The 12,977-nt window shown below is 63.3% G+C and carries 12 protein-coding genes; 7 read left to right on the plus strand and 5 right to left on the minus strand.

Annotated features, from left to right (window positions below; genetic code table 11):
• Positions 1-41 precede the first annotated feature (41 nt).
• Positions 42-1,913, minus strand: a complete 1,872-nt coding sequence (locus B0G82_RS16255; RefSeq protein ID WP_121307946.1) for a glycoside hydrolase family 15 protein — start codon at positions 1,911-1,913, stop codon at positions 42-44.
• 200 nt (positions 1,914-2,113) lie between these two features.
• Between B0G82_RS16255 and B0G82_RS16260 the strand changes: the two genes are divergently transcribed.
• Positions 2,114-2,485, plus strand: coding sequence for a hypothetical protein (locus B0G82_RS16260; RefSeq protein WP_121307947.1), 372 nt, complete (start codon positions 2,114-2,116; stop codon positions 2,483-2,485).
• 95 nt (positions 2,486-2,580) lie between these two features.
• Here B0G82_RS16260 and B0G82_RS16265 read toward each other — a convergent pair whose 3' ends face one another.
• Both B0G82_RS16265 and B0G82_RS16270 read right to left on the minus strand, forming a co-directional pair.
• Positions 2,581-3,012, minus strand: coding sequence for a cupin domain-containing protein (locus B0G82_RS16265; protein WP_121307948.1), 432 nt, complete (start codon positions 3,010-3,012; stop codon positions 2,581-2,583).
• Positions 3,009-3,689 (minus strand): NAD(P)H-dependent oxidoreductase, encoded by a 681-nt coding sequence (locus tag B0G82_RS16270; protein WP_121307949.1) that lies wholly within the window; start codon positions 3,687-3,689, stop codon positions 3,009-3,011. Before B0G82_RS16270 ends, B0G82_RS16265 begins: the two co-directional genes overlap by 4 nt.
• A gap of 235 nt (positions 3,690-3,924) precedes the next feature.
• On the opposite strand from B0G82_RS16270, the gene B0G82_RS16275 reads away from it, so the two are divergent.
• The 5 genes from B0G82_RS16275 (at position 3,925) to B0G82_RS16295 (ending at position 9,248) form a co-directional block, all read left to right on the plus strand.
• Complete coding sequence (locus tag B0G82_RS16275) at positions 3,925-4,362, plus strand: MarR family transcriptional regulator (protein WP_121307950.1); 438 nt, start codon at positions 3,925-3,927, stop codon at positions 4,360-4,362.
• A 70-nt stretch (positions 4,363-4,432) separates the two neighbouring features.
• A complete protein-coding gene (locus tag B0G82_RS16280; protein WP_121307951.1) occupies positions 4,433-5,950 on the plus strand; it encodes an efflux transporter outer membrane subunit in 1,518 nt (505 codons plus the stop codon).
• Between the two features lie 42 nt (positions 5,951-5,992).
• A complete protein-coding gene (locus B0G82_RS16285) occupies positions 5,993-7,234 on the plus strand; it encodes an HlyD family efflux transporter periplasmic adaptor subunit (RefSeq protein ID WP_121307952.1) in 1,242 nt (413 codons plus the stop codon).
• 80 nt (positions 7,235-7,314) lie between these two features.
• Positions 7,315-8,877: a DHA2 family efflux MFS transporter permease subunit gene (locus B0G82_RS16290; protein WP_121307953.1), complete on the plus strand. Its 1,563-nt coding sequence runs from the start codon at positions 7,315-7,317 to the stop codon at positions 8,875-8,877.
• Positions 8,878-9,056: 179 nt separating this feature from the next.
• On the plus strand, positions 9,057-9,248 hold the full coding sequence (locus B0G82_RS16295) for a DUF2964 family protein (protein ID WP_106281251.1): 192 nt from the start codon (positions 9,057-9,059) through the stop codon (positions 9,246-9,248).
• Between the two features lie 134 nt (positions 9,249-9,382).
• Here the strand turns inward: B0G82_RS16295 and B0G82_RS16300 are convergent, their stop codons facing one another.
• On the minus strand, positions 9,383-10,078 hold the full coding sequence (locus B0G82_RS16300; RefSeq protein ID WP_116141388.1) for an HD domain-containing protein: 696 nt from the start codon (positions 10,076-10,078) through the stop codon (positions 9,383-9,385).
• 408 nt (positions 10,079-10,486) lie between these two features.
• On the minus strand, positions 10,487-11,551 hold the full coding sequence (locus B0G82_RS16305; protein ID WP_121307954.1) for a DNA-binding protein: 1,065 nt from the start codon (positions 11,549-11,551) through the stop codon (positions 10,487-10,489).
• 165 nt (positions 11,552-11,716) lie between these two features.
• Between B0G82_RS16305 and B0G82_RS16310 the strand changes: the two genes are divergently transcribed.
• Positions 11,717-12,922, plus strand: a complete 1,206-nt coding sequence (locus B0G82_RS16310; RefSeq protein WP_121307955.1) for a tyrosine-type recombinase/integrase — start codon at positions 11,717-11,719, stop codon at positions 12,920-12,922.
• Positions 12,923-12,977 lie beyond the last annotated feature (55 nt).

Genomic DNA, 12,977 nt, shown 5'->3' on the forward strand with positions numbered 1-12,977 from the left:
CGATTCCGGAAGATTTTTGCACAGTGCGCAATGCGGCGTGCTCAGGTCCACGGAACGTGAACCTTGTCGAGATTGCGGTCGAGCTGGTACGCCGCGCTGATCAGCGCGAGATGCGTGAGCGCCTGCGGAAAATTGCCAAGCGCCTCGCCGCTGGTGGCCACTTCCTCGGAAAACAGGCCGACGTGATTCGCGTACGCGAGCATCTTCTCGAACACGAGGCGGCCTTCGTCGACGCGTCCAGCCCGTGCCAATGCTTCCGCATACCAGAACGAACACGCGCTGAAGCCGCCTTCGACGCCGGGCAGACCGTCGAGCGTCGTGCCGCGCGTGTAGCGGAAGATCAGCGGATCCACTTTCAGTTCGCTGCCGATCGCGTCGAGCGTGCCGAGCCAGCGCGGATCAGTCGGGCCGATGAAGCGCACGAGCGGCATCATCAACGCGGACGCATCGAGCCGTTGCGAATCCGGCGTCTGCACGAACGCGTTCAGTTCCTCGTTCCAGAAGTGCTCGTGAATGTCGGCGTGGATCGCGTCGCGCGTGTCGAACCAGCGTTTGAGCGGCGCAGGCAAGGAACGCTTTTCCGCCAGACGCAGCGCGCGGTCCACCGTGACCCAGCACATCAGCCGCGAATGGAGCAGGGGCCGCAGGCCGTTGCGAAACTCCCAGATGCCGTGGTCCGGTTCGCGCCAGTGTTCGACCACATAGTCGACCGTGCGCGTGACGTCGCGCCAGCCGTCGTGCGAGATCGCGGCGCCGTACTTGTTGTACAGATAGATCGCGTCGAGCAGCGCGCCGTATACGTCGAGCTGGATCTGATCGCGCGCGGCGTTGCCGACGAGCGGCACGCCCGCTATACCATTGCCGTTCGACAGCGCCGCGATTTCGGTTTCTTCCGGCGGCTCCTTGCCGTCGACGGTGTACATGACGTTCAGCGAGCCGTCCGAGTCGCATTGCCGGCTGCGTCCCGCGATCCATGTCATGAAATGCCGCGCTTCGCCGGTATAGCCGAGCCGCAGCAGCGAGTACACGGAGAACGCGGCGTCGCGAATCCATGTGAAACGGTAGTCCCAGCGGCGCGAACCGTCGAGCGCTTCGGGGAGCCCGAAGGTCGGCGCGGCGACGATCGCACCATGCTCGCTGGAACTGAGCAGCTTCAAGGTCAGCGCCGAGCGCATCACAACTTCACGGTAGCGGCCGCGATAGGTGGACTGCGCCGACCAGCTTCGCCAGTAGCGGACCGTATCGGTCAGCGCCGTTTCGCAATCGAACGACTTTTCGCGCAAGCCTTCGGCGTCGCCGAAAGCGAAGCCGGCCGTTTGGCCATGACTCAGCTCGAACTCCGCGTGCGCGGCGCCGTGATCGAGCTCGAGCGGCACGGTGCTGTTCAGGCGCAGTTGCATGCCGCTTTCAATGCCGGCATGGGCGGCGGCGTGGAATTCGACGCCGCCGTTTTTATCGATGCGAGCCGTGTGCGCGCCGCGTGCATAGTTGAAGCGCGGCTCGCAACGCATCCTGAACGCCATGCGCCCGTGCACGACCCGCACGACGCGGATCACGCAGTTGGGTAGCGGCGCGTCAGCAGCGGCGCCGCCGCCGTCCTCGGGCACCGGCATGAAGTCCATCAGTTCGCAGACGCCCGTGGGCGTCATGAAACGGGTCAGCAGGACATTGGTGTCGGGCAGATACATCTGCTTGACGTTGGCGCCTTCGCACGCGGGTTCGATCGAGAAAGCGCCGCCCCGCGACGGCTCGAGCAGGCCGGCAAAAATCGCCGGCGAGTCTATACGCGGAAAGCACATGAAGTCGATCGAACCGCGCAGCGAGACCAGCGCCGTGGTCTTCATGTTGCCGATCACGCCGCGCGCATCGGTCGGCAGGGCGGGTCTCGGTGGAACAGGTCGTTGATCGGGCATGTCTGCACACTCTGTGAAACGAGCCGAGATGCGCTCATACGAAACCCGCCAGCAACGTCCGTGCCGCGCCGTTCGCGCGGGCCGGGCGGGGATTGTTCGGACGCGCGCAACAGTGTTTTCGGGTGGTGAGGCTGATCTCTTACGCGTGATTGCGGATAATTTCACGATTGGTCAATCCGCAAAAATTGTGCAGGTGATACATGTTCAACACTGTCTCAGGCCGCATACCCGAAAGGGGCGAGGCATCCGGGGCGCTCGCGGCGCGAAACGCATTGTCGGGGCGGGCCCGTGCCTTCCTCGCGGCGGTGGCCGCGTGCGCGAGTCTCGTGGGCTGCGCCAGTTCCAGCGACGTGGTCGCCACCGGCAAAGCCAATACTTATACGGTCGCCGCCAGCGCGACAGGCGGACGCCTCGCGTGGGCCCGCGCGCATGAGCACGCGATGAGCGAGGCGCGCGATTACTGCGAGCGTCGCGGCATGCAGGCCAGCGTGGTGACGGAAACCGTCAGCGGCGTGCAAGGGTTGACGGAGCATGGGTCGTCGATGAGTTTCGAATGTCATCCGAAGTTTTAGGCGCGGCGGGGGCGCTGCGAAGTCGGCAAGCAACTCGGGCGTAAGAACTTCCGCGCTCCTCCGCTTGCCGGTGAGGCGTTGACGTCAATGCAGTTTCACTTCTTGTCAAACGTAACCAGTTTCTTGTCTTTCGTATCGGCCACGAAAATCGCCAGCAGCCTGGCGGGTTCGGTATCGCTCGCGTTTTCGCTCACGGTGTGATGCACCCCGGGCTTCTCGGTCCAGTGCTCACCCACATGGTAGACGCGTTCTTCGCCGTCGTTCACGCGGCTGCGGATCGCTCCCGACAGCACGTAGCCGACCACGAAAGCCTGGCCGTGCCGATGCGGCGTCGACTTGCCGCCGGGCGCATAGTCGACGACGAGCGCCGTCATCGTCCTGCCCGGCACGTTGGCGATCGCCTCGGTGAACGCGGGCGTGATCGTCTCGTGCGGCGCGCTCGCGTCAGCGGCGAATGCGGGCTGGGCAGCGCCGAAAAAGGAGAGGCCGGCAAGCATGGCCGCCGCGCTCAGTGTGCGAATCTTCATGCTGTGACTCCTGACAAAGCGTGAATGGTTTCATTGCTCGAATCCGCTGACGACGCCCAGTTCGACGCCACCGCGTCCAGTTCGGCGCGTGCGCGCTGAAGCGCTTCGGCGCGCGCGTCGGGAACGGCAAACTGCAGCGGCTGGGCATCGACGAAGGTCGGATCGGCGACGCCGAGAAAGCCAAACGCGGCTCTCAGCGAAGGCGTGAGCGCATCCATGCCTTCATAAGGCGAACCCGCGCGCAAATCCGCGCCGCGGCTCGTGATGAAGAGCACTTTCTGACGTGAAAGCTGGCCGACCACGCGGCCGTCGTCCGCATTCACATAGGTCAGGCCCGTCCGCGTAATGCTGTCGATAAACGCCTTGAACGCGGAGGGCATCGACCAGTTGTACATGGGCATGGCGAAGACGAACGCATCGGCGTCGAGTAGCCGCTGGCACAGCGCATCCGAACCGGCCAGCGCCGCCTTCATGGCTGGCGTGCGATCCGGCGCGGCCGTGTACGTGGCGATGGCGAAAGCCTCGTTGACGTGCGGCGGGGTGTCGATCGTGACATCCAGATAATCGACTTCGACCTGCGCGCCTTCTTCGCGCAGGCGCTCCAGAAAATAGCGGCTCAATGCGCGCGAGTTGGATCGCTCGCGCTTGGCGCTGGCATCGACGTGCATGATCTTCATGATTTCCGTCCTTCCGTGAGTGACTGGGTGGTTTAGCGTGAGAGCAGATTAAATGCTCGAATGGCTTTGCGAAATGACCGATTTTCGGTAATTCAAGGTGACCACTTTGCGCACCTGCGGTAGCCAGCACGCAGCGGACCAGGGCATATAAATGAAACAGTCATGTGCCGGAAGCGATCCTTGCGGATATCTGACTTTGCAGATAAAGTTAAACGCACTGAACGAGGGGGCACGCATGAAGTACTACACGCCGGACAATTTCAGCCTGACGCTGAGCGTGGGTTTCTTGATCAACAAAGCACGCAACCTGTTGATCAACGAAATGGACGCCGCGCTGAAGGATCTGGACATCACCAGTCAGCAGATGGGCATTCTGCTGTCCATGCGCCGGGGTTTCGCCACCACGCCGTTCGAATTGTCGCGCTTGCTTGGCATCGACACCGGTTTGATGACGCGCATGCTCGACAAGCTGGAAATCAAGGGCTTGCTGGAACGCTCGCGCAGCATCGAAGACCGCCGCGTCGTCAACCTGAAACTGACGGAAGAGGGCGAAGCTGTCGCCGCGCGGCTTCCGGAGATCGCGCCGGTGGTGCTGAACCGTCGTCTGAAGAAGTTTACGAAAGCCGAGTTCGAGGAATTGCGCCGTTTGCTGAACAAGTTTCTCGCGGAGTAGGCGAGGCCAGCCAGACATACTGCGAACGCTCGCGGCAATTTTTTCAACCTTTTATCTGACACGTCAGACAATGAAACCACAGTTAATTCCACGGATAGCCGGCTCGCGGATCGCGAAGGCCGGTGTGACGGTGATCTTCGCGGCCGTACTGTCCGCCTGCGCGAATTACGCCGGTATCTCGAGCGACAAGCAGATGGCGCAAGCGCAGACCTACGCGACCCAACAAAGCATTCCGCAGGACAACGGTCATTGGCCGGCCGCCGATTGGGCCGACCAGTTCGGCGACGCGCAACTGAAGGCCTTGCTCGCTGAAGCACTGAAGGGCAATCCGTCGGTCGAGCAGGCGCGCGCCCGCGTCGCGGCGGCCGCCGCGTACAGCGATACGGCGAAGGCGAGTACCCTGCCGAAAGTCGGCGCGGACTATTCGCTGACGCGTCAGCAGTATTCGGGCACGGCGCTCGTGCCGCCGCCGTACGGCGGTTCGTGGCAAACGGAGAACAAGGGCTTGCTGTCCGCGTCCTACGATCTCGATCTGTGGGGCAAGAATCGCGAAGCGCTGAAAGCGTCGCTGTCGCAACTGCAGGCGACCCAGGCGGACGAGGAAGTCGTCAAGCTGTCCCTCACGTCGGCCGTGGCGCGCGACTACAACCAGCTTGCGCGGCTCTATGCGTTGCGTGACATCGCTCAGGAAGAAATCACGCAGCGCGAACAGATCGACCGCATTACCGCCGGACGCATCGCAACGGGCCTCGACACGCAAGTGGAGCGCAAGACGGCGCAGGCGAACCTCGCCACCAGCCGCGCGACACTCGCGTCCATCGACGGCAGCATCGTCACCACGCGCTATCAGTTGGCCGCCTTGCTCGGCGCCGGACCGGACCGCGGTCTCGCCATCGCGCGGCCGACACTCGGCGTGGGCGACGAAGTGCGCCTGCCCGACAACCTGCCGGCGGATCTGGTGAGCCGCCGCCCCGACCTGGTCGCGGCGAAATGGCGCGTCGACGCGCTCACGCACGACGTCAAGGAAGCCAAGGCCGAGTTCTATCCCGACATCAACCTGAGCGCCGCGATCGGTCTCGACGCGTTCGGTTTCGGCCGTTTCCTGACGGCGGCGAGCCGCACGGCGTCGGTCGGCCCCGCGATCCATTTGCCGATTTTCGACGGCGGTCAGTTGCGCGCGCAATTGAAAGGGCGTTACGCCGATTTCGACTACGCCGTTGCCACCTATAACCAGACGCTGGTCACGGCCTTGTCCGAAGTCGCGACGCAACTCGCGCAAATCCGTTCGACGGACGAGCAGCTCGCCGACGCGCAAGCCGCCCAGCAAGCCGCCCGCGACGCCGATCAGTTGGCGCTCGTGCAATACAAGGCCGGCCTCACGAATCAGCTGACGGTGCTCAACGCCGACACCACGGCGCTCGCCGCCGACCAGCAGGTCGCAAATCTGAAGATGAACCGGCGCGATCAGCAGATCGCGCTGGCCGCGGCGCTTGGCGGCGGTTATGTCGATAACGCCGCTTCGGTCGCCAGCAGCGACGGCGCCGTTCCCGCCGCCTCGGCCAATCCCGTCGTCGCCGCCGCGCGTTAAAGCGCCATCGCGACACCTTGCCAAACTGTCAGGACCCACATCATGAGCGACACGATCAACACCAGCCGCAAGACGGCGGACGCGGACCAACCCCTGCAAACGCAGCCCCCCACGAGGCGCAAACTGCTGCTGTCCCTGCTGGCCGCCACCGTCGTGCTGGCCGGCGCGGGCTACGGCGCGTACTACTACACGAGCGGGCGCTACTACCAGTCCACCGACGACGCCTACGTGAGCGGCAACCTCGTGCAACTGACGCCGCAAGTGAGCGGCACAGTGGTCGCGGTCAACGCCGACGACACGCAGATCGTCAAGCAGGGCGCGCCGATCGTCACGCTGGATAGCGCCGACGCGAAGGTCGCGCTGTCGAACGCGGAAGCGACGCTCGGCCAGACCGTGCGGCAGGTCAGCGGCCTGTACGTGAACAACGATTTCTACGCGGCGACTGTCGCGCAACGTCAATCGGATCTGGCCCGCGCCATCGACGACCTGAAGCGTCGTCAGGCGGTGGCCGAGACGGGCGCGGTGTCCGGCGAGGACATCGCGCATGCCCGCGACGCCGTCAGTTCCGCGCAGGCCGCGCTCGACGCCGCGCGTCAGCAGGCCGAGGCCAATCATGCGCTGACCGACCGCACGTCGATCGAACAACACCCGAACGTGCAGGCCGCGGCCTCGAAAGTGCGTGATGCCTATCTGAGCTACGCGCGCAACACCTTGCCCGCGCCCGTGACCGGCTATGTCGCGCGCCGTTCGGTGCAGGTCGGCCAGCGCGTTGCGCCGGGCACGCCGTTGATGGCGATCGTGCCGCTCGACGGCGTATGGGTCGACGCGAACTTCAAGGAAAGCCAGTTGAGGCGCATGCGCATCGGCCAGCCCGTCACGCTCACCGCTGACGTGTACGGCTCCAGCGTCAAGTATCACGGCCGGGTTGAAGGCTTCTCGGCGGGCACGGGCTCAGCGTTCGCCGTACTGCCCGCGCAGAACGCCACCGGCAACTGGATCAAGGTCGTGCAGCGTCTGCCGGCGCGGATCCTGCTCGATCAGAATGAACTGAATGCGCACCCGCTGCGCATTGGGCTGTCGATGCAGGTCGAGGTCGACACGCACGAGGAAACCGGCGCTCAACTCGGCGCGGCGGTCAACACCTCGTATCACACCGACGTATTCGCGCGGTACGGCGACGAAGCCGACGCGGAGATCGCCCGGATCATCGAGCAGAACATGCCGGCGAAGCACGCGGTGGCCGCGAGCCCCACGCAGAAAAACACCGCGCGCAAGGCCGGTTGACCCACGACCGCCGAGCGCCGTTTTTTTTGCGCATTTAACTGATAAGTCAGATAGTTTGACCTTCCTCGACAGGTGATGAAATGAATGGATCGACGCAGCCCGCCGCGCTGCCGCCGCTGACCGGCGGCAAGCTGGTGCTGGCGACGCTTGCCGTGGCGCTCGCCACGTTTATGAACGTGCTGGACTCATCGATCGCGAACGTCGCGATTCCGACGATCGCCGGCAATCTCGGCGTGTCGGTGGACGAGGGCACCTGGGTGATCACGCTGTTCGCCGCCGCCAACGCCATCGCGATTCCGTTGACCGGCTGGCTCGTCCAGCGCGTCGGGCAGATCAAGCTGTTCGTCTGGGCGATTCTGTTGTTCGTGCTGTCGTCCTGGCTGTGCGGAATCGCGCCGAATCTGCCGGTGCTGCTCGCGGCGCGGATTCTGCAGGGCGCGGTGGCGGGTCCGTTGATCCCGCTGTCGCAAGCCATTCTGCTCGGCTCGTATCCGAAAGAGAAATCCGCGACCGCGCTCGCCTTGTGGGCGATGACCGCGACCGTCGGCCCGATTGCGGGTCCGGCGCTCGGCGGCTGGATTACCGACAGCTACTCATGGTCATGGATCTTCTACATCAACATTCCGGTGGGCCTGTTCGCGGCCGGCGTGACGTGGGCGATCTACCGCACCCGCGAAACCCCGACGAAGCGCTTGCCGATCGACAAGGTCGGCCTGCTCTCGCTGATCGCATGGGTCGGCTCGCTGCAGATCATGCTCGACAAGGGCAAGGACCTCGACTGGTTCAACTCGCCGGTGATCGTGACCCTGACCGTGTTCGCGGCGATCAGCTTCGCATTCTTCGTGATCTGGGAGCTGACCGAAAAGAATCCGATCGTCGATTTGCGCTTGTTCGGCAAACGCAATTTTCTCGGCGGTACGATCGCGATTTCGGTGGCGTACGCGGTGTTTTTCTCCAACCTCGTGCTGTTGCCGCAGTGGATGCAGGGGTATCTGAACTACCGTTCCGTCGACGCCGGTCTAGCGACCGCGCCGCTTGGCATCTTCGCCGTCATTCTCGCGCCGGTCATGGCGAAGATCATGCCGAAGTCCGATGCGCGAGTGCTGGCTACGCTGGCTTTCGTCGGCTTTGCCGGCGTGTTCTTCATGCGCTCGAACTACACCACCGGCGTGGACACGTGGACGCTGGTCCTGCCGACGCTGTTGCAAGGCATCCCGACGGCGCTCTTCTTCGTGCCGCTGACCGCGATCATTCTGTCCGGCCTCGCGCCCGACCGGATTCCGGCCGCGGCGGGTCTGTCGAACTTTGCGCGGGTGTTCGCCGGCGCGGTCGGCACGTCGCTGGCCTCGACGGGATGGAACGACCGGACGATCCTGCATCACGCGCAACTGGCCGAGCAGACGAGCGTGAATAATCCGACTTACACAGCTGCGCTGGATGCACTGCAAAGTACTTTGGGCGGCGGTCAGGCCCAGGCGATGGCGTTCTTCGAACGCTCGATGAACACCCAGGCGGCCATGCTGGGACTGAACGATATTTTCTGGCTGTCGGCGGTGATCTTCGTATTGATCATCCCGTTGATCTGGGTGACGAAACCGGATCGCTCCAGTTCCGCCGCGGCGGCGGGAGCGGGCGGTCATTGAAGGCGGCACAGGCGGCGGGCGGCATGGTTTCCCGTATTTACTAAGGCCTGTTCGCCGCCTACGATAGATTCAGGTTTCGGGGTGGCGCGCAACCCGTTGGTATAAAAAATACCGCGCGCTTCGAGGTCTTACGTCGCTCCTGTGCGTCTTACGGCACTAACGTCTTGCGGGAGAGCGCCATGATTCGCGCCGAACGTCGGATTGTATTCGCGGCCATTGCGGTGTTCGTCGCGCTCGGTGGCATGGCGATGGTCATTCACGGCGTGCTGTTCGACACGCGCAATGCCATGTTATACGGCGGAATCTTGCTGGTGCTCGGCGTCGCCGTGCTGGCGCTGATGCTGACGCCGCGACCGACGGATAGCTCCTGAAGTCACGCTGCCGCCAGCAAACAGAAATACTGCGAAGCCAACAAAAGCGGCGCGCCACCGGTTTTTTTCCGGTTGGCGCGCCTTGAGTTTTGCATCGGTCGGTCGGCGACCCGCCGACCGTTTTGCGCAGATCGTTATTCCGCCGCGGCCCCGTGATGGCATGCCGCGTGATGGACGTGACCCGCCTGGCTGTCATCCCATGCCGAACCGAGAATGATCTTGCAGAAGTTCAGCCGCTTGTAGCTGGGATCTTTCATCTCCAGCACATCGGCTTTGACGTTGCCGAAGGTGGTTTCGGGCTTGCTGATCGTGCCTTGCGCGAACGCGTCGATGATCAGGTTCTTGAAGTCCCGCTCGCGCGGATGCGCGGCCACCACGCTGACGCGTTGCGCGTCGTCGAACTCGTGGTAGCGCATGCCGAGCACGTCCATTTCGACGCCCGCGGTCACCAGCGAAACCACCGGCTTCAGATGCTCCGGAACGCCCGGCGTGGTGTGAAGCGCGATCGACAGCCAGACCTGCTCGATGTCGTACTCGTTGACGCCATGACTCTTGAGAAAGTCGCGCGCCGCATTGGCGCCGTCGACTTCGAAGCGATCTGTCTTGCTGGCGTAGCCCGGCGTGAGGCCCATGTCATGAAACATCGCGCCGATATACAGCAACTCGGGGTCATACGCGAGCTTGCGGCGCGCACCGGTCAGCGCGCCCCACAGGAACACGCGGCGCGAGTGATTGAACAGCAGATCGTTCTCGGTGTCTCGGACCAGATCGGTTGCGGCTCTTGCGAGACGGCTGTCTGGAATGTGAATGCCGGCAATGGTCGTACTCATCGAATTTCTCCTGGACAAAGATAGTGCCTCGTGAGGCGATGGGCTTCGTGTCGTTCGGACAATGTCCATGCAGCGGTCTGAATTGGTCGCTGTGAGCACCGTCCGGGGATGTCCAAGTATCTGTCGGAGTCGTATCGAGGGGAGTGGGAATCGACCGGCAAAGCGTGCCAGTGATACGTTGTTTGCTGCCAACCGCGCCTCGCCGAGGCATGGGCGGCGGGCGTGGCGCGCGCTGAACGCGTTAAGCGTTATCCGCGATAACCGGCAAGCAGACGGCGAGGGTGCCGTTCGACCCGCCTGCGCAGCACCCAAGCCATGCCCGAGGTCACGCGACATCGTGACGATGGCTTGGCGTTGCGGTTCAAGCGCTGTGCGTCGCGTTCACGGCACCACTGACGAGGACAGGCGTCACCGGTCTTCCGTGCTTGATCTGCGAACCGCTGCGGTTTCCGTGAACTTCACATTGCGACGCACGTCGCGTCTCCTGGCCGATGAAGCGCGGCGAGGAGAGGGCGAGAGCGTAGCAGCAGGGCGCCCGCTTTCCACCAACTGACGGGACAGCGTTTCAAGTTTTTTGCGAAGGAACTCGCCGGCGGCTATCTGTTGGTCGAGCGCGATTTCGCGCGACGCCAGCTCTCGTTCGACGCTCGCGTAACGCGTCATCGACGTCGTCAACTGTGTTTTCGCCTCGGCAAGTGCATCGCGCAGCTGATCGCGCTCGGCCTGATGGTTGGTCTGAGCCTCGGCCATCCGATTGATCGCCGCCTGCAACTCCTGGCGCGTCTGGCGCGCCGCCGTCCGCTCGCTGTCGATCTCCAGCAGCGCCCGCTTTTCAGTCGCGGCGAGGCGCTGTTCGCTCTGATTGTGCATGACACGCAGCTTGCCCAATTCCTCGGCGAATTCACGTCGGGCGTCCGACAGCGCCGTGGACGCCGCCGCGCTTTCATTTCTGGACTGCGCAAGCTGATCTGCCAGCATGGTTTTGGCGGTTTCCAGTTCGACCAGACGCGCGAGCAGTTTCGTATTCTCCCTGCGGACGTCAGCCGCGTCGCGAGACGCCTGTTCACTGGCGGCGATCGCGGTGTCGCGTTCCGCAGCGGTTTGTCGTGCATGGTCCACTGCCGCGGCAATTTCGCGCTGGGCGTCCTGCTTGAAAACTTCCAGCGCGGCGTTGGCCGCGTCGCCGGCTAGCCGCCAAAGGGTCGCCGCCAGTTCGCCGGCGGCGCTTGCGACTTCCGGTGGCAAATCCGGTTGCCCGACGTCGACCCGCGTCTTGTCCCTGACTTCCGCCCAGAAATCCCGCAACGCCTTCGCCGGCGCGCTCATGCTGCCTTTGCGAACGAATTGATAGAGCTTGTTCGCTGTCGGCGTTTCGCCGTAACGGAAGAACATCAGCGCGCAAACCTCGCGATAGAGCTCCTGTGTATCCGAGATGCGTTCACGGAGGGCTTCAATGTCGGCTTCGAGAGGCATGGGGATCCTTTGGCGGCTGATATTTCTTGATGCGTTGATAATACAACGTATAACGTTGAATAACCAATTTGTCACTATCCACTACACGACATTAGTACTATAATGTCGTGCAACCTGTAGCAGACGTTTTTTGTGTCCGACTTTGTCTCTGGAGCCTCTAAAACCGTGCCTGATGCCCAACTCGTCACCGTTCAGCCGGTCGAATCGCTCGTCGTTCCCGAAATTCTCGACGGTCGCGACGGCACAAACCGTGGCGTGGCCGGTGGCTCGCAGCTGTCCGCCACCAACGATCTCGACGCCGTCCGCGCCTGGCTGTCGAACTACGCCGACACCAAAACAACGTTCGATAACTACCGCAAGGAAGCTGAGCGGCTGTTGCTGTGGGCCGTCGTGCAACTCGGCAAGCCGCTGTCGTCGCTGACGCACGAGGATCTGCTGCTGTTCAAGGGGTTTCTCGTCGATCCGCAGCCGGCGGCTCGCTGGGTGTCGAGCACGGGCGGCAAGTTTCCCCGCGGCGACGAGCGCTGGCGTCCGTTCAACGGACCGTTGTCGCCGGCAAGCCAGCGTCAGGCGTTGATCATCCTGAATGCGATGTTCACGTGGCTGGTCAACGCAGGTTATCTGCGCGGCAATCCCATGGCGCTGCTTCGACAGCGCGCCAAACGCTCGGCGCCGCGCGTAACGCGCTATCTATCGACGTCGCTGTGGGATGAAGTGAAGGTGTTTGTCGAGCAATTGCCGCGCGAGACGGCTGACGACCGGGCCTATTACGCCCGCAGCCGCTGGCTGACGACACTTTTCTATCTGCAGGGCATGCGCATATCTGAAGTCGCCGGCGGGAAAATGGGGGATTTTTCCCGTCGACTAGGCGCCGACGGCAAGGATCAGTGGTGGCTCGAAACGCTCGGCAAAGGGAACAAGGAGCGCATTGTCCCCGCTTCGCCCGAACTGATTCAGGAAATGCGGCTTTACCGAACTGAAAATGGCTTGGCGCCGCTGCCCACTCGCAGCGAAGAAACGCCCTTGGTGATTCCATTCAGAGGCCGCAACCGATGCTTGTCCCGTTCCGCCATTCACGACGCGATCAAGAGCATTTTTGGCAATGCGGCCAGCTGGCTGCGTTCGAAAGGCGCCGACTTTTCCGATCGGGCGGATGAACTGGAGCGAGCCTCGGCGCACTGGCTGCGACATACCGCCGGTTCGCATCAGGCGGATGGCGGGGTGGATCTGCGCACGATCCGTGACAACCTGGGCCACGTGTCGCTCAACACGACCAGCCTCTACCTTCATACCGAAGACGATACGCGCCATCGTGAGACGGTGGATCGCCACCGCATGAACTGGGACGAATCCAAGCCTGAGGGCAAGTGACGCCGATCCGGACGACAAGCGCTGTGATCGACAGACACGCCCGCGCCTGCCGATC

Origin of the sequence: Paraburkholderia sp. BL17N1, assembly GCF_003634175.1 — a bacterium.
GTDB lineage: Bacteria > Pseudomonadota > Gammaproteobacteria > Burkholderiales > Burkholderiaceae > Paraburkholderia.